Here is a 16,721-nt window from a genome sequence, read left to right on the forward strand (position 1 = left end):
GGCGCGAACATGGTCGCCGGACCCTGGAGGAACGAACATGACCGACCTGGCCGCCGACCGGCGGCGCGTCTATCTGATGCGTCATGGCGATGTGAACTACTACGACGAGAACGGCGTCCGCGTCGCCGAGCCGGACAAGGTGCCGCTGACCGATCTGGGCCACGAACAGGCCGCGGCCATGGGCGAGGCGCTGCGCGAGGTCCATTTCGACCGCGCCGTCTGCTCGGGCCTGCTGCGCACGGTGCAGACAGCGGAAGGCGCGCTGGGCGGCCGCACCGACCCGAAACTCGAGGTCATCGGCGGGCTGCGGGAGATCAGGTCCGGCGCCGCCGCCCTGATGAACCGGTCCGAGTCGCTGTCCGAAATGGTCTACGCCTTCGAACGCGCCCACGAGCCCGGCATGCGCTTCGCCCGGGGCGAGGCCTTCGACGATTTCTACGAACGGGTGACGAAGACCATCCACGAACTGCTGATCGAGGACGACTGGCGCACCATGCTGATCGTCGCCCATGGCGGCGTGAACCGGGCCGTCTTCTCCTGGCTGGCACATGCGGGTCTGCACGGGCTGGCGCGTTTCGAACAGGACACGGCCTGTCTGAACATCATCGATCTGGACGTCGCCGACGGACGGCTGCAGCGCTATTTCCTGCGCATGCTGAACTGGCGGCCCGACGAGCCATGGCGTCTGGACGACCGCCGCACCAACCAGGAACGCTACTTCGCCCAGCGCGCCGACGCCTGATCCGCTTGCCGCCGCGTCGGGCGGACGCTAGGTGTATTTGCGTTGGGAACCTGGGAGGCCGCCATGAACGCGCCCGTCACCGTCGCCTATTCCGCCTGTCCGCACGACTGTCCGTCGACCTGCGCGCTGGAGGTGGACGTCCTGGCGCCGGACCGGATCGGCCGCGTGCGCGGGTCGAAGGACAACAGCTACACCGACGGCGTGATCTGCGCCAAGGTCGCCCGCTACGCCGAGCGCATCCACCATCCCGACCGGCTGACGAAGCCGATGATCCGCACCGGCCCCAAGGGCTCCGGGCAGTTCCGCGAGGCGTCCTGGGACGAGGCGCTGGACCTGGTGGCGGAGAAGTTCCTTGCCATCGAGGCCGAACACGGCGCCGAGGCGATCTGGCCCTATTATTACGCCGGGACCATGGGCCTGGTGATGCGCGACGGCATCAACCGTCTGCGCCACGCCAAGGGCTACAGCCGGATGCACGGCACCTTCTGCACGACGATGGCCTTCACCGGCTATATCGCAGGCACCGGCCTGCTGGCCGGCGTCGACCCGCGCGAGATGGCCAAGTCGGATTGCGTCGTGATCTGGGGCACCAACCCGGTGAACACCCAGGTCAACGTCATGACCCACGCCATCAAGGCCAGGAAGGAACGCGGGGCGAAGATCGTCGCCATCGACGTCTACCGCAACGGCACCATCGACCAGGCCGACATGGGCCTGATCCTGAAGCCGGGCACCGACGGCGCACTGGCCTGTGCGGTCATGCACATCGCCTTCCGCGACGGCCATGCGGACCGCGACTACATGGCGAAGTACACCGACGATCCGGCGGGCCTGGAGGCGCATCTGGCCGACAGGACCCCGGAATGGGCGGCGGAGATCACCGGCCTCGGCGTCGAGGAGATCGAGGCCTTCGCGAAGCTGGTGGGCGAGACGCCACGGACCTTCTTCCGGCTGGGCTACGGCTTCACGCGCGGGCGCAACGGCTCGGTGAACATGCATGCGGCGCTTTGCGTGCCGGCGGTTCTGGGCTCCTGGCGGCACGAAGGCGGCGGCGCCTTCCACAACAACGGCGCCATCTATCACTGGGACCGCGGCCTGATCGAGGGACTGGACGCGCCGGGCCGCCACACCCGCATCCTGGACCAGTCGCGCATCGGCCCGGTGCTGACGGGCGATCGGCGCGACCTGGGCGACGGGCCGCCGATCATGGGCCTTTTCATGCAGAACACCAATCCGGCGATGGTCGCGCCGGAACTGAACAAGGTGCATGCGGGACTGGCCCGAGAGGATCTGTTCACCTGCGTCCACGAGCAGTTCCTGACCGAGACGGCGCAGTTCGCCGACGTCGTGCTGCCGGCGACCATGTTCCTGGAGCACACCGACCTCTACCAGGGCGGCGGCCATCAGCACATCCTGCTGGGTCCGAAGGCGGTCGACGCGCCCGAGGGCTGCCGCAGCAATCACGAAGTGATCTGCGCCCTGGCCGAGCGGCTGGGCGCCGAGCATCGCGGCTTCGCCATGGGCCCGGAAGAGATCATCGACGAGACGCTGAAGAACTCGGGATGGCCGGGAATCGACGAATTGCGCGAAAAACGCTGGTTCGACGTGCAGCCGGATTTCGAGACCGCGCACTATCTGAACGGCTTCGGCCATCCGGACGGCCGGTTCCGTTTCCGCCCCGACTGGTCGGAATGCGCGCCGAAGGGATTCGGACCGGACGGCGCGCCCGGCGACATGCCCGCCTTCCCCGACTACTGGGGCCGCGAGGACCGGGCGACGCCGGAGAAGCCCTTCCGGATGAGCACCAGCCCGGCCAGGAACTTCCTCAACTCCTCCTTCACCGAGACGCCGACCTCGAAAAAGCGGGAGAACCGCCCGACCGTGAAGATCGGTCCGGCCGACGCCGGGAAGCTGGGCATCGCGGACGGGCAGCTCGTGAGGCTTTCCAACGAGCGCGGCACCGTGCGCCTCCATGCGGAGGTCTTCGACGGCCTCCGCCCCGGCGTGATCATCGTCGAATCGGTCTGGCCCAACGCCGCCTTCGTCGACGGGCTGGGCATCAACGCGCTGACCAGCGCCGAGCCCGGCGCGCCGGTCGGCGGCGGCCTGTTTCACGACACGGCGGTGGCGGTCGAAGCGGCCTGAGGGCGCCGCACCGAGGGGGAAGACGACAACATGCATATGGATTTCGCGGGCTTCTTCAAGCGCTGGCTCATTGCCCTCGTACTGGTGCTGGTGACCTACAACCCGACCGCCTTCAACTATCTCAGCTGGACCTTCGACGAGTTGCAGGTCGACCTGCCCTACAAGCTGCTGGTGGGCCTCATCCTCGTCGTCGGCTACGTCATCTTCCTGCGCGCGACCTTCCGCTCCATCGGCATCTTCGGAATCGTGCTGATTGCCGCGATCTTCGGCGTGATCATCTGGATCCTGGTGGACCAGCAGATGCTGGATCCGACCAACCGCGACGCCCTGATCTGGATCATCCTGGTCGTGGTCGCGACGATCATGGGCGTCGGCGTCAGCTGGAGTCACGTACGCCGGCGCATTTCCGGTCAGGCCGACGTTGACGACGTCGAGGAATAGGCCCACTTTCCATTGACATCCACGCCCGCGGGATTATCTTCCGCGCTCCGGAATTCAGACTGAGACGAGACACGCCATGGCCAAGCCAGTTGTTCAGAAGATCAAGCTCGTGAGCACCGCCGGCACGGGCTACTACTACGTGACCAAGAAAAACCCGCGCAACCTGACCGAGAAGATGTCGCTGAAGAAGTACGATCCGGTCGCGCGCAAGCACGTCGAGTTCAAGGAAGCCAAGATCAAGTAGGCTTCCGCCGGCAGTTCGGAATCCAAGCGAAGAGGCCGCGGCGACGCGGCCCCTTTTGCATTTCCGGCATCGCCTTGATACTCATTGGTATAATTTACATCTGATCGGTAGGCTTCACGGATTGCATCGAAGCTGACAGTTTGGCCGTGGGGAGGAGCAAGCCAATGAAGATCGAGATTCACGACCTGCCGAAAGACAAGCTGGAGGTGGCGCTCGACGAGGCCGACTATCGCGTGCTGCCGATGGTCCTCTATCACATGACCGGCGACCGCAAGTGGCTGGAGGAGCCGTTCCGGCCCGCCCGCGACGTGCGCCTGATCGCCGACGAGACCGCCGGCCTCTCCGAGGAAGCGCGCGCCGAACTGCGCCGCGCCGCAGTCGAGATTCTCTCGCGTCCTGGCCTGGAGCCGGCGGTGCGGGACCCCGGCGACGAAGTGATGGTCGAGATGATGAACACCTGCCTGGGCGAACGCATTCCGCCCGAATACGCGCCCATGATGCGCGAGCAGGTCGGCCTGGCGTCGCAGCACAACGGCTGGCGGCGGCCGCAGGAGACGACGCCCGTCGACGAGCGGCCGGTGCTGATCGTCGGTGCCGGCGCCAGCGGCATCGCCCTTGGCTCCCGGCTGAAGGATCTGGGCGTTCCCTTTCGTATCGTCGAGCGCAACGACCGCGTCGGCGGCACCTGGTACGAGAACATCTATCCCGGCTGCGGCGTCGACACACCGAACCACGCCTATTCGTTCTCCAATGCGCGGCCCTATCGCTGGCACCGGTATTTCTCCACCCGCGACCAGCTGCACGACTATCTGGAGCGTTCGGTCGACGAATTCGGCCTGAACGACCGGATCAGCTTCCGCACCGAGGTGGTGAAGGGCGAATGGGACGAAGGCGGCCGTTTCTGGCGCGTCGAACTGCGGCGCGCCGACGGCTCGATCGAAGCGGTCGAGACCAAGGCGCTGGTCAGCGCCATCGGCCAGCTCAGCCTGCCGACCCTGCCCGAGATCAAGGGGCTGGACAGCTTCAGGGGGCCGCTGTTCCACACCGCAGAGTGGCCGGAGGGCCTGGACCTGAAGGGAAAGCGGGTCGCCGTGATCGGCACCGGCGCCTCGTCCATGCAGGTGGTGCCGTCCATCGTCGACGAGGTGGCCGAACTGCATGTCTATCAGCGCAGTGCCCAGTGGGCGCGTCCGATCCCGCGTTATCACGATCCCATCGGCGAGGGCGCCCAGTGGCTGCTGGAGAACGTGCCCTTCTACGCCGCATGGTTCCGGCTCACCATGCTCTGGCGCTATGGCGACGGCCTGCTGCCGACGTTGCGCAAGGATCCGGACTGGGAGCATCCCGAGCGCTCGCTGAACCGCGCCAACGAACGCCACCGCCAGGAAATGGCAGCGCATATCGAGAAGGAGCTGGAGGACCGCCCCGACCTGATCGAGAAGTGCATGCCCACCTACCCGCCCTACGGCAAGCGCATCCTGCTGGACAATGGCTGGTATCAGGCGATCAAGAAACCGAACGTCGAACTGATCACCGACCGGGTCGAGCGCATTGCGGAGAACGGCGTCGTCACCGAGGACGGCCGGCTGCGGGAGGTCGACGTCGTCATCATGGCGACCGGCTTCAAGGTCTCGCTCATGGCGGCCCGGCTCAACCTGACGGGCGCCGGCGGACGGAAGCTGGAGGAGGACTGGGCCGACGACGACCCGCGCGCCTATCTCGGCATCACGGTGCCGCACTTCCCCAACCTGTTCGTCATGCAGGGCCCGAACACCGGCCTTGGCCATGGCGGCAGCGCCATCTTCCAGGCCGAGTGCCAGGCGAACTACATTGCCGAGGCCCTGAAGACGATGATGGAAAAGGACATCGAGGCTCTGGAGCCGACCGAGCAAGCCCAGGAGGACTGGTGCGCCAGGGTCGACGCCGAGCACGAACAGATGATCTGGACCCATCCGGGCATGACCACCTACTACCGGAACAAGGCGGGCCGGGTCTACTCGGTCACGCCATTCCGGCTGGTGGACTACTGGCACTGGACCCGCGACATCGACCTGTCGAAATACCGCATCGAGCCGGCGGGCGACGCCGCCAGCGCCGCCTGAGGAGACAATCATGCCCAAGCTGACCGACGCGGAGCGCAACGCGTTTCTGGCCGAACGCAAGGTCGTCATGAAGATCGGCGTCGTCCGCCCAGACGGCAGCCCCTTTGTCACGCCGCTGTGGTTCATTCACGAGGATGGCGCCATCTGGTTTACGCCCCGCGAGCGTTCGGAGTGGTTCGACTGTCTGCGCCGCGACCCGCGCTGCTCGCTGTGCATCGACGAGCAGCCCCTGCCCTACCGCAAGGTGATCGTCGAGGGCCGGGCAGAGCTGGTCCATGACGTCGGCGAGGATGACGAATGGCGCGACCTCTACCGGCGCATGGCCGCGCGCTACGTGCCGGAGAAGGACGCCGAAGCCTATGTGCGAAACACCATCGGCGAAAGACGGGGCCTGTTCCGGGTGAAGCTCGCCGATGCGAAGGTGCGCACCTGGCGCCTGCCGCTCAAGGATGAGCCCGGCGAGGGCATCTGGGCGAAGCGCTACTTCCAGGACCCGAACGTGCAGTTCGACACCCGCGGGCCGGAGAAGAGCTGAGAGCTGATCAACAACCGTGGCGTCCTGGAGCTCGACCCCAGGACACAGTCCTTCCTATTACCGGGCCCTTGGATCCAGTCCAAGGGCCACACCATTTCCTACAGCTGCCGCGCGTCGCCGACGGCCTTCGGCGCCGTCCGGCGGCGATGGGCGAAGGCCTGCGGCCATTTCGACGGCAGGGCGCGGGCGTACTGCGCCGGGTAGGGAATCTCGACACCCAGCTCCTCCGCGGCATGCCAGGCCCATCGCGGGTCGTACATCATGCCCCGGGCCAGCATGACGAAGTCGGCGCGGCCCTCGGCGATGATCGCCTCGGCCTGCTGCGGCTCGGTGATCATGCCGACCGCCATGGTCGGGATCTCCGCCTCCCGGCGGATCTGTTCGGCGAAGGGCACCTGATAGCCGGGGCCGATCGGGATCTGCTGGCGCGGATCGAGGCCCGACGTGGTGACGTCGATGAAATCGCAGCCGCGGTTCTTCAGTTCGCGCGCCAGCTCCGCCGTCTCCCCGAGCGTCCAGCCGCCCTCCACCCAGTCGGTCGCCGATAGGCGGATGCCGAGCGGGCGATCATGTGGCCAGACCGAGCGCACGGCGTCGAAGACCTCCAGCGGAAAACGCATGCGCCCCGCCAGGTCGCCACCATAGGCGTCCTCGCGCCGGTTCGAGATCGGCGAGAGGAACTGGTGCAGCAGATAGCCATGGCCGCCATGCAGTTCGAACAGGTCGAAGCCGATGCGCGCGGCGCGGATGGCGGCCTGCACGAACTCCTCGCGGACCCGGGCGAAATCCTCGGCCTGGAAGGCGCGCGGCGTATGCCAGCCCTCGGCATAGGGCAGCGCCGACGGCGCGATCGTCTGCCAGGCGCCCTGCTCCGACGGCAGCGGCTTGCCGCCGCGCAGCGGGATGTCCGTCGAGGCCTTGCGGCCGGCATGGCCGACCTGGATGCCCAGTTTCGCCGTGCCGTGGCGGCGGCAGAAATCGATGGCGCGGGCCAGCGCCGCCTCGTTCTCGTCCGAATAGAGGCCGAGGCAGTTGTGCGTGATCCGCCCCTCCCGGCTGACATGGGTCGCCTCGACGATCAGCAGCCCGGCGCCGCTCATGGCCAGGTTGCCGAGGTGCATCAGATGCCAGTCGGTCGCCGAGCCATCCTCGGCCAGGTACTGACACATCGGCGAGACAACGACCCGGTTGTCGAACGTCATCCCGCCCAGCTCGAATTCGGAAAACAGTGCGCTCATGCCTTCGGCCCCTCCCCTTCGGCCTTTGACCCCGTCACGGTCGCGGGCGAAGATAGTGCGAAGATCCGGACAAGGGGAGGCTTGGAATGACCGACGCGACCGTGCTGCTGCGGATCGAAGGGGATATCGCCCACATCACCTTGAACCGTCCGAAGGCGAAGAACAGCCTCCGCCCCGAGGATCTGGCGCTGCTGGCCGATTGCCTGGCGCAGGCCGAACAGTCCCGCGCGCGCTGTCTGGTGCTCTCGGGCGCCGGCGGCGCCTTTTCCGCCGGCCGGGACATCGCCGGCACCGACCCGGCGAACGACGACAATCTGGGCCTGCTGCGCGACACCATTCACCCGGTGCTGAAAAAGGTCCGCGATCTGCAGGTGCCGACCGTCGCCATGGTCGAGGGCCCCTGTCTCGGCGTCGGCTTCGGCCTCGCCTTCGCGTGCGACATGGTGATCGCGGCGGACGACGCGGTGATGGGCAGCCCCTTCCGCAATATCGGCGTGATCCTGGACTCGGGCGGCCACTACCACCTGAAGACCCGGATCGGCGTCCATCGCGCCTTCGAACTGATCTACACCGGCCGACTGATCAAGGGCGCCGAAGCCGCCGACATGGGCCTGATCAACCGCGCGGTCCCGCAGGCCGACCTGAGAGGCGAGGTGACGAAGCTCGCCGGCCACATCGCCGCCGGTCCGACGAAGGCGTTCCTGATCTCCAAGCGCATCCTGAACAGCGATCTCGGCTTCGAGGCGACGCTGGACGAGGAGGCCCAGGGTCAGCAGGAAGCCTGCACCAGCGCCGACGGCGTCGAGGGTTTCAGGGCCTTCCAGGAGAAGCGGAAACCCGTCTTCCGCGGCGAGTAGCGGCAAAACGCCGAACGCGGATACACGGCAATGATTTCAACCGTCTGGCATCTTTTCCCGATTGCGCCGATCACTGGAAATCATTAATATAATGTGAATATATGTTCGGATTGACCGGCTGGCGATGACATTTGCTCACCGTGTACGTCGGAGCCGGGAATGTACCCGAAATCAAGAATGACCGAGTCTGACGATGCTCGAAGAGTCCGCTGCGGCGGAAATTGAACCGAGCTTCAGGGGAGCCGATATTGCGGGGTCCCGGGGAGTCGATTTGGACACATCGGGCATTTCACGTTTCGACGGTTTCGGCATACGCACGTTCGCGGGCGTCGGCGACGTGAATGGCGACGGCCTTGACGACATTGCCGTGGGCTCGCTGTGGGCGTCCGCGCGGGATTTCGTGACCGTCGGCAACTTTTCCGTCCTGTCGGCGGAAACCGCTGCAGCGTCGGAAAGCCGCGTCGAAGCGCGCCTGCTCTATCGCACCGACGGAAGCGACAGCCTGCTGGAAGGTTTCTCCTTCTCGACCACCGGCGATTTCGACGGGGACGGCAATGGGGAATTTCTTGTCGGCCGCGATCCGCGCGTCTTCGCCGGTTCAGGTCTGGCGGACCAGGGTCGGCATCTGCTCCATGAGATCGGCGACAACGGCATCACGCCGGGAGCCAGCCTGTTCACCATGGGTGGAAGCGAGACCGATTTCGTTGGCGACATCAACGGTGACGGTTTCGACGACCTTTTCGTCACCGTCCCGACTGGCCATTCGATCTTGCTCGGCAACGCCGAAGGAGCGGTCGACCGGGCCGTCGTTCTTGCCGGCGAAACGGGTATCGGAGCCTTCACCCTCGGTCGGGCGACATCAGGGGGCGGCGACCTGAATGGCGACGGTTTCGGCGACTTTGCGACGTTGATCCGCAATCAGTCCGCCGTTCGGGCAATCCATGGCCGCGCCGAGTTGTCGGGGATCGATCTGGGAGGAGGTGAGAACGGCTTCCGACTCGCATTGCCCGGCGCCGCGACCAATGTCGAGATCCTCTCCGATTTCGACGGTGACGGCACGAGCGACCTGCTGGTCTCCTGGCGTGGCGGCGCAGCCGTTCTGCTCGATACCGCAGCGCTGGAAGGAACGCTTTCGCTCGCGGATCTGGACGCGAGCAGGCGGATCCTGATCGAATCCACCGGTTTCAACGACCTCGCCCGGGCCGTGGGCGACATCAATGGAGACGGCCGGGAGGACATCAACTTCTCGCAGCGCCTTCCTGACGGAAGCGTCAACGTCGGCGTTCTGTTCGGAAGCGGGCAGCTTCCGGGCAACGTGGGGCTGGCCGACCTGGACGGCGTCAACGGCTTCGTCATCAGCGGCGCGCGCGCAGGCAAATCGGTCGGCGACGTCAATGGTGACGGAATCGATGATATGATGCTCCGCACGGACCGGGGCACGGGTTCGGCCATGACCATTCTGTTCGGTCGCCCTTCCCCGCCTCTGGATGAGGGTGCGCCCCCCGACAAGGCGGCTCCGGTGGACGCTCCGGGAGAAACTCTCCGCGGAACCGCGGAAGACGATGTCATTCATGGCGGCCTGACCGATGATTACATCGCCGGCGAGCGGGGCGATGATTCCCTGTACGGCGGCGATGGCGACGACACGCTGCGGGGCGGCCGGGCGAACGATATGCTGTCGGGGGGCGCCGGCGCCGACGTCCTCAACGGCGGCGAAGGCGAAGACACCGTCGATTTTGGCGACTCAGGCGGCGGCGTCTTCATTCGCCTGATGATATCGAAGGGGCTGGGGGGCGAGGCCGCCGGCGATGAAATACGCTTTGTCGAACACGCCGACGGATCGGCTTTCGACGACCGGCTCTATGGCAGCGATAGCGACAACGTGCTCAATGGCGGCGGTGGCAACGACCGTCTTCAGGGACATCACGGCAACGACATGCTGCAGGGCGGGGCCGGCGATGACACCCTGGTCGGCGGCGATGGGGACGACACCATCTTCGGCGGCGATGGGGACGACACGCTGAGAGGCGGCGCGGACACCGACCTCCTGCGCGGCGGCAGTGGTCGTGATCATATCGACGGCGGAACCGGAAATGACACTCTGTTTGGCGGCGAAGGCGCTGACAGACTGTACGGTCAGGATGGCGCGGATCGGTTGTTCGGCGAGGCCGGCGACGATGTGCTCATCGATGGCGGCGGCGACGACCTGCTGGAAGGGGGCGACGGCAATGACGTATTGCGCGGCAATGCAGGCGACGATCGCCTGTTCGGCGGCCTCGGACACGATTTCATCAGCGGTGGCACCGGCGCCGATCTACTGAATGGCGGCGCCGGAGACGACACGCTGGCCGGCGGGCCGGGGTCCGACCTGTTCGTCTTCACGCGGAACTCGGGCCTCGACACGGTCACGGACTTCGATCAGGGGGACGGCGACCGCCTCGATCTGACAGCGTTCGGTCTCACGCCCGGGGCGATATCGCTCATCCGGAGCGGCGATAACCTGATCGTCTCCGGCGACAGCTTCGAAGTCGTCCTGCTGAACACGCCCCCGGAGTCGTTCCGGATCGAGGACACGGCCCTGTTCTAGTCCTCGGGATTCTCCACCAGCAGCGAGTCGATCAGCTCGATCGTGTCCTCGCGCAGCGGCACCGGCTTCCGCGCGGCAAGGTCGAAATGGATCGTGATGACCTCCATCGTCGCCGCCAGTTCGCCGGTTTCGGCGTTGGTCATCCGGTGTTTCAGGGTCAGCGAGGTGCGGCCGCGCCTGGTGACGCAGCTTTCCACCACAATCGGGCTGCCGACCTTCTGCTCGCCCTTGTACTCGACCGTGTGCTTGACGTCGGCGAAGCCCATGTTCTGGTCGCCCATCTCGGTCCACTTGTAGCCGCAGGCCGACAGCGCGTGGCACGAGGCCTGATCGAAGAAGTTGATGTAGTACATCACGTTCATGTGGCCCATGTGGTCGCAGTGCCACGGGTAGATCACGCCTCTGAATGTCTCTGTCCAGCCTGCCACGTTGTTTCCTCCCCTTAACGCGTGCCGTCATCGCGGCCATACTCGCCGCGGGGAGACCATAGAGGCAAGGGGAGGTCCCGCGAAATGGCCAGCGACTACACTTGGGTTCCGACGCCGGAATACACCGACAACGCCAACCTGACCCGCTTCATCCGGGCTCTGGGCTGCGGCGACGAGGCCGAGCTGGTGCGCCGCTCGACGGAGGATCCCGACTGGTTCTGGAACGCGGCGATCGCGGAACTCGGCATACGTTTCGGCACACCCTACGAGAAGGTCATGGACGTCTCCGAGGGCCTGCCCTGGGCGAAGTGGTGCGTCGGCGGCACGATGAACTTTACCGACAATGTGCTCGACCGGCACCGCGGCACCCCCGTCTGGGACAAGGAGGCGATCGTCTGGCACGGCGAGGACGATTCGGTCCGCCGTCTCACCTACGCCGAACTGGACGGGGAAGTCCGCAACCTGGCCGCGGGACTGACCGCGCTCGGCGTGAAGGCCGGCGACGCCGTCGGCGTCTACATGCCGATCCTGCCCGAGACCGTGGTCGCCTTCCTCGCGGTCTCGCGGATCGGCGCGATCATCTCGCCGCTTTTCTCCGGCTTCGGCGCGGAGGCGATCGTGAAGCGCATGAACGACGCCGGCGCCGTCGCCGCCATCACCGTCGACAGCGCCAGGCGCCGCGGCCAGGACGTGCCGATGAAGCAGGTGATGGACGAGGCCGCTGCCGGCATTCCGACGCTGGCGCACATGATCGTGCTGCGAACGACCGGCGCTGACTGCCCGATGGTCGAAGGCCGTGACCACGACTGGCGCGATCTCGACCGTGCGGACGCCGACGCCGAACCGGTGCAGGTGCCGGCCGACCAGGCCATGATGATCGCCTACACCTCGGGCACCACCGGGCGGCCCAAGGGCGTGGTGCTGACCCACTGCGGCCTCGGCGTGAAGGGCGCCCTGGACTTCCATGTTTCCTTCGACCTGAAGCCGGAGGACCGGCTGCTGTGGCTGGCCGATTTCGGCTGGGTCACCGGCCCCTACTCGATGGCGGGCACGCTCTATACCGGCGCCACCTTCATTCTGGCCGAGGGCACGCCGGACTGGCCCGACAAGGGGCGCATATGGCGCATCGCCGCCGAGCACGGCGCGACCTTCTTCGGCATCGCGCCGACCGCCGTGCGCGGGCTGATGCGCTACGGTCCGGAGGAGGTGCAGAAGCACGATCTCTCGAAAATCCGCATCCTGGCTTCCACCGGGGAGCCCTGGACCGAGGAAGCCTGGCTGTGGTTCGCCGAACACGCCGGCGACGGCGGCCGCTGCCCCATCATCAACGTCTGCGGCGGTACCGAGATCGGCGGCGGCTTCATTGCCGGCAACGTGCTGAATCCGCAGCGCGCCTGCTGCTTCGCCGGACCGCTGCCGGGCATGGGCACCGATATCGTCGACGGCCAGGGCCGGCCCGTGGGACCAGGCGAAGTGGGCGAACTGGTGCTGCGCAATCCTTCCATCGGCCTGTCGCGCGGCATCTGGAACGATCCGGAGCGCTATATCGAGACCTACTGGTCGATGTTCCCCAACCTGTGGCGGCACGGCGACTGGGCCAGCCGCGACGCGGACGGCCTGTGGTACGTCCACGGCCGCTCCGACGACACCATCCAGGTCGCCGGCAAGCGTGCCGGTCCCGCCGAGATCGAGGGACTGGTCATGGCGACCGGCAAGGTGGTGGAGGCCGCCGCCGTCGCCCTGCCCGATCCGATCAAGGGCGAGGCCGTGCTGATCGCCGCGATCCCGGCGCCGGGGGTGCAGGCCTCCGACGAGATCGCGGCGGAACTGTCAGCGGCAGTGGTCAAGGGCCTCGGCAAGGCGTTCCAGCCCAAGCGCATACTCTTCGTGGACGACCTGCCCAAGACGCGCTCGCTCAAGATCATGCGCCGGGTCATACGGGCCCTGGTTCTTGAAGAGAATCCGGGCGATCTGACCGCGCTCGCCAATCCGGACGCGATCGAGGCGGTGCGGCGGGCAGCAAAGGCTGCTTGAAATAGTGCACCGAAATTCGGCAGTGTATGTATTGCGTCATTTGGCGCGGGAGCGAAGTCGGATTGAGCACATTGCAGATGGGGAAACTGTGCTAATCTTGCATTAATCGAAATTCCGGCGCGGCCATCGGCCGTTTCCGGCAACAGGGTTTCTCCGGGCCTCTCCTCCCCAAACAGCGGCCGGAGAACACCGGCGCAGGGAACCTCCCCTCCCTCGCGCCAAAAATCAGGGACCCGCGGCCTTGTATCCGGCCGCGGGTCCCTGTTCGTTCCGGGACCGGCGCAAGGCCGGAGGCGATGGACAGGACCGCCGCTCGGCCCATATAAGGCGCACCATGAATCCCCTGCCCTTCATAAAGATGCACGGTCTGGGCAACGACTTCGTCGTGCTGGACGCGCGTCGCCATTCGATCGCTCTGACCCCAGAGACGATCCGGCGGCTGGGCGACCGCCGCCGCGGCGTGGGGTTCGACCAGTTGCTCACCCTCCTGCCCAGCGACGACGCCGCGTGCTACATGCGGATCGACAATTCGGACGGCTCGTCCGCCGGCGCCTGCGGCAACGGCACGCGCTGCGTCGCCCGCCTCCTGCTGGAGGAAAGCGGCGCCGCGGAAGTCGGGATCGACAGTCCGGGCGGCCTGCTTCGCGCCCGCCGCGCGCCGGGAGGTCTGGTGACCGTCAACATGGGCGCGCCGCGTACCGGCTGGCGCGACGTGCCGCTGGCGCGTGAGATGGACACGCTCCACGTGGACCTCGCGGTCGAGGCCGGCGGCTGCCGGCTGAGCGACCCGGTGGCGCTGTCCATGGGCAACCCGCATGCGGTCTTCTTCGTCGACGATGCAGAGGCCGTGCCGCTGGAAGTCGTCGGACCGCTCGTCGAGCGCCACGAACTGTTTCCCGACCGCGCCAACTGTTCTGTGGCGAGCGTGCGCGCCGACGGTTCGATCCGGCTCAGGGTCTTCGAACGCGGCGCGGGCATCACCCAGGCCTGCGGCTCGGGCACCTGTGCGACCTACGCTGCCGCGCGCCTGCGCGATCTGGTCCAGGGCCCGGCGCGTATCGACCTGGATGGCGGACCGCTGTGGATGGACATGAACGACCAGGGCGAGATCCTGATGACCGGCCCGGCGAGCCTCAGCTATCGCGGCGAGATCGACGCGGAAATGCTCGCCGGCGCGGAGGCGGCATGACCGGTCCCGAGATCGTCACCTTCGGCTGCCGGCTCAACGCCTACGAATCCGAAGTCATGCGCGGGCACCCGACCCTGGCCGGACGCGACGACGTGGTCGTGGTCAACACCTGCGCCGTCACCGCCGAAGCCGAGCGCCAGGCGCGCCAGACCATCCGCCGCCTGCGCCGGGAGCACCCGGGGGCGGAGATTGTCGTCACCGGCTGCGCGGCGCAGATCGCGCCCGAGAGCTGGGCCGCCATGCCCGAGGTCAGCCGCGTCGTCGGCAACCGGGAGAAGCTGGAGGCCCGCTCCTTCCTGAACGGGCGCAACGAGCCGATCCTGGTCGACGACATCATGACGGTGGAGGAAACCGCCGGGCACCTGATCGAGGGTTTCGACGGCCGCGCCCGCGCCTTCCTGCAGGTCCAGAACGGCTGTGACCACCGCTGCACCTTCTGCATCATTCCCTTTGGCCGCGGCAATTCACGCTCGGCCCCGGTCGGCCAGGTGGTCGACGAGGCGCGCAAGCTGATCGCCGGAGGCGTGCGCGAGATCGTGCTGACCGGCGTCGACATCACCTCCTACGGCCCCGACCTGCCGGGCCGGCCGACCCTTGGCCAGCTCTGCCGGCGGCTGCTCGCCCAGATCCCGCAACTGGAGCGGCTCCGGCTCTCCTCCATCGACCCGGTCGAGGTGGACGACGATCTCTGGCGGCTGATCGCGGAGGAGCCGCGGCTTATGCCGCACCTGCACCTCTCGCTGCAGGCGGGCGACGACATGGTCCTGAAGCGCATGAAGCGCCGTCACGACCGCGACGACGCCGTCCGTTTCTGCGAACGGGCGCGGGCGCTCCGTCCCGGCATCGTCTTCGGCGCCGATCTGATCGCGGGTTTCCCGACCGAGACGGAGGCCATGTTCCGCAACACCCTGAACCTCGTCGACGACTGTGGCCTGACCTGGCTGCATGTCTTCCCCTATTCGGAACGCCCCGGCACGCCGGCGGCGAAGATGCCTGCGGTGGCGAAGGCCGAACGCAAGGAGCGCGCGGCGCGATTGCGCGAGAAGGGCGCTGCGGCCGCGGCGGCACACCTCGCCGAACAGGTCGGCCGGCCGATCGAGGTGCTGGTCGAGCGCGACCGGCGCGGGCATTCCGCACACTTCGCCGCCGTCGAACTGGACCGCGACGCCGAGCCGGGCCAGATCGTCCGCGCCCGCGGCGCCTCGGTGAGCGGCGAGACCCTGCTGGCGGAGGCGGCCTGATGGCGGACGGCGAACGCAAGGGCTGGTTCGGCCGGCTCCGCTCCGGCCTCGCCAAATCGGCGAGCCAGCTTACCGGCAACATCTCGGCGCTGTTCACCAAGCGCAAGCTGGACGACGAGGCGCTGGAGGACCTGGAGGACGTACTGATCCGCGCGGACCTGGGCGTCCAGGCGGCGGGCCGCATCACCCGGGAAATCGCGCGGACCCGCTACGACAAGGACGTCGACGAAGGCGAGATCCGCGAAGCCCTGGCCACCGAAGTCGCGAAGACGCTGGAACCGGTAGCGCGGCCGCTGGAGATCGACCCGGCCGCGAAGCCGCACGTGGTCCTCGTGGTCGGCGTCAACGGCACGGGCAAGACGACGACGATCGGCAAGATCGCCCACCACGAGCGTGGCAATGGCCGCAAGGTGGTGCTCTGCGCCGGCGATACATTCCGGGCTGCCGCCATCGAACAGCTGAAGATCTGGGGCGAGCGCACGGGCGCAGAGGTCATCGCCCGCGACCAGGGCGCGGACGCGGCCGGCCTCGCCTTCGACGCGCTGAAGACGGCGCGGGAACAGGCCGCGGACCTCCTGCTGATCGATACGGCCGGGCGGCTGCAGAACAAGGCCAACCTGATGGCCGAACTGGAGAAGATCGTCCGCGTGCTGAAGAAGCAGGACGAGACCGCGCCGCATTCGGTGCTGCTGGTGCTCGACGCGACGACCGGCCAGAACGCGGTCAATCAGGTGGAGGTCTTCCAGCAGGTCTGCAACGTGACCGGGCTTGTCATGACCAAGCTGGATGGGACCGCCCGCGGCGGCGTCCTGGTGGCCGTGGCCGAGAAGTTCGGACTGCCGGTCCACTACATCGGCGTCGGCGAACAGGCCGAGGACCTGAAACCATTCGACGCGCGCGACTTCGCCCGCGCACTCTGCGGCGTGGGAGACTGAACG

Annotated in this window: 14 protein-coding genes; 12 read left to right on the top strand and 2 right to left on the bottom strand. The window is 67.1% G+C overall.

What is annotated here, in order from left to right; all coding sequences use genetic code 11:
* Nucleotides 1–37: 37 nt before the first annotated feature.
* From CWC60_RS10195 to CWC60_RS10220, 6 genes are all read left to right on the top strand, one after another.
* Nucleotides 38–742, top strand: a complete 705-nt coding sequence (locus CWC60_RS10195; protein ID WP_109793867.1) for a histidine phosphatase family protein — start codon at nt 38–40, stop codon at nt 740–742.
* 63 nt (nt 743–805) lie between these two features.
* The gene (locus CWC60_RS10200; protein ID WP_109793868.1) at nt 806–2,887 is read left to right on the top strand and encodes a molybdopterin-containing oxidoreductase family protein; all 2,082 of its coding nucleotides are present in this window, start codon (nt 806–808) and stop codon (nt 2,885–2,887) included.
* Nucleotides 2,888–2,917: 30 nt separating this feature from the next.
* Nucleotides 2,918–3,328 (top strand): DUF6524 family protein, encoded by a 411-nt coding sequence (locus CWC60_RS10205; protein WP_206419870.1) that lies wholly within the window; start codon nt 2,918–2,920, stop codon nt 3,326–3,328.
* A 76-nt stretch (nt 3,329–3,404) separates the two neighbouring features.
* Nucleotides 3,405–3,572 carry a 50S ribosomal protein L33 gene (gene rpmG / locus CWC60_RS10210; protein ID WP_109793870.1) on the top strand — a complete coding sequence of 56 codons (168 nt, stop codon included), beginning with the start codon at nt 3,405–3,407 and terminating at the stop codon, nt 3,570–3,572.
* Between the two features lie 164 nt (nt 3,573–3,736).
* Complete coding sequence (locus CWC60_RS10215) at nt 3,737–5,674, top strand: flavin-containing monooxygenase (RefSeq protein ID WP_109793871.1); 1,938 nt, start codon at nt 3,737–3,739, stop codon at nt 5,672–5,674.
* Between the two features lie 10 nt (nt 5,675–5,684).
* Entirely contained in the window at nt 5,685–6,209 is a 525-nt protein-coding gene (locus CWC60_RS10220) for a pyridoxamine 5'-phosphate oxidase family protein (protein WP_109793872.1), read from the top strand.
* Between the two features lie 98 nt (nt 6,210–6,307).
* On the opposite strand, the gene CWC60_RS10225 is transcribed toward CWC60_RS10220, so the two are convergent.
* The gene (locus CWC60_RS10225) at nt 6,308–7,447 is read right to left on the bottom strand and encodes an NADH:flavin oxidoreductase/NADH oxidase (RefSeq protein WP_109793873.1); all 1,140 of its coding nucleotides are present in this window, start codon (nt 7,445–7,447) and stop codon (nt 6,308–6,310) included.
* 86 nt (nt 7,448–7,533) lie between these two features.
* On the opposite strand from CWC60_RS10225, the gene CWC60_RS10230 reads away from it, so the two are divergent.
* Both CWC60_RS10230 and CWC60_RS24270 read left to right on the top strand, forming a co-directional pair.
* Complete coding sequence (locus CWC60_RS10230) at nt 7,534–8,304, top strand: enoyl-CoA hydratase/isomerase family protein (protein WP_109793874.1); 771 nt, start codon at nt 7,534–7,536, stop codon at nt 8,302–8,304.
* A gap of 271 nt (nt 8,305–8,575) precedes the next feature.
* The gene (locus CWC60_RS24270) at nt 8,576–10,891 is read left to right on the top strand and encodes a calcium-binding protein (RefSeq protein ID WP_164516470.1); all 2,316 of its coding nucleotides are present in this window, start codon (nt 8,576–8,578) and stop codon (nt 10,889–10,891) included.
* On the opposite strand, the gene CWC60_RS10240 is transcribed toward CWC60_RS24270, so the two are convergent.
* Nucleotides 10,888–11,319 carry an acyl-CoA thioesterase gene (locus tag CWC60_RS10240; protein WP_109796306.1) on the bottom strand — a complete coding sequence of 144 codons (432 nt, stop codon included), beginning with the start codon at nt 11,317–11,319 and terminating at the stop codon, nt 10,888–10,890. The two genes, CWC60_RS24270 and CWC60_RS10240, sit on opposite strands and share 4 nt — an antisense overlap.
* An 84-nt stretch (nt 11,320–11,403) precedes the next feature.
* Here CWC60_RS10240 and CWC60_RS10245 point away from each other — a divergent pair, with 84 nt between their 5' ends.
* The 4 genes from CWC60_RS10245 (at nt 11,404) to ftsY (ending at nt 16,718) form a co-directional block, all read left to right on the top strand.
* Nucleotides 11,404–13,353, top strand: coding sequence for an AMP-binding protein (locus CWC60_RS10245; RefSeq protein ID WP_109793877.1), 1,950 nt, complete (start codon nt 11,404–11,406; stop codon nt 13,351–13,353).
* Nucleotides 13,354–13,687: 334 nt separating this feature from the next.
* Nucleotides 13,688–14,542, top strand: a complete 855-nt coding sequence (dapF, locus tag CWC60_RS10250) for a diaminopimelate epimerase (protein ID WP_109793948.1) — start codon at nt 13,688–13,690, stop codon at nt 14,540–14,542.
* Complete coding sequence (gene mtaB, locus CWC60_RS10255) at nt 14,539–15,783, top strand: tRNA (N(6)-L-threonylcarbamoyladenosine(37)-C(2))-methylthiotransferase MtaB (RefSeq protein WP_109793878.1); 1,245 nt, start codon at nt 14,539–14,541, stop codon at nt 15,781–15,783. Before dapF ends, mtaB begins: the two co-directional genes overlap by 4 nt.
* Entirely contained in the window at nt 15,783–16,718 is a 936-nt protein-coding gene (gene ftsY / locus CWC60_RS10260; RefSeq protein ID WP_109793879.1) for a signal recognition particle-docking protein FtsY, read from the top strand. Before mtaB ends, ftsY begins: the two co-directional genes overlap by 1 nt.
* Nucleotides 16,719–16,721 lie beyond the last annotated feature (3 nt).

It is taken from the genome of Minwuia thermotolerans (assembly GCF_002924445.1).
GTDB lineage: Bacteria > Pseudomonadota > Alphaproteobacteria > Minwuiales > Minwuiaceae > Minwuia > Minwuia thermotolerans.

Coding starts and splice junctions, on each gene's coding strand:
- CWC60_RS10225 (WP_109793873.1), bottom strand. CDS start 7,447: ATGAGCGCACTGTTTTCCGAATTCGAGCTGGGCGGGATGACGTTCGAC.
- mtaB (WP_109793878.1), top strand. CDS start 14,539: ATGACCGGTCCCGAGATCGTCACCTTCGGCTGCCGGCTCAACGCCTAC.
- CWC60_RS10215 (WP_109793871.1), top strand. CDS start 3,737: ATGAAGATCGAGATTCACGACCTGCCGAAAGACAAGCTGGAGGTGGCG.
- CWC60_RS10220 (WP_109793872.1), top strand. CDS start 5,685: ATGCCCAAGCTGACCGACGCGGAGCGCAACGCGTTTCTGGCCGAACGC.
- rpmG (WP_109793870.1), top strand. CDS start 3,405: ATGGCCAAGCCAGTTGTTCAGAAGATCAAGCTCGTGAGCACCGCCGGC.
- CWC60_RS10230 (WP_109793874.1), top strand. CDS start 7,534: ATGACCGACGCGACCGTGCTGCTGCGGATCGAAGGGGATATCGCCCAC.
- dapF (WP_109793948.1), top strand. CDS start 13,688: ATGAATCCCCTGCCCTTCATAAAGATGCACGGTCTGGGCAACGACTTC.
- CWC60_RS10195 (WP_109793867.1), top strand. CDS start 38: ATGACCGACCTGGCCGCCGACCGGCGGCGCGTCTATCTGATGCGTCAT.
- CWC60_RS10245 (WP_109793877.1), top strand. CDS start 11,404: ATGGCCAGCGACTACACTTGGGTTCCGACGCCGGAATACACCGACAAC.
- ftsY (WP_109793879.1), top strand. CDS start 15,783: ATGGCGGACGGCGAACGCAAGGGCTGGTTCGGCCGGCTCCGCTCCGGC.
- CWC60_RS10205 (WP_206419870.1), top strand. CDS start 2,918: ATGCATATGGATTTCGCGGGCTTCTTCAAGCGCTGGCTCATTGCCCTC.
- CWC60_RS10200 (WP_109793868.1), top strand. CDS start 806: ATGAACGCGCCCGTCACCGTCGCCTATTCCGCCTGTCCGCACGACTGT.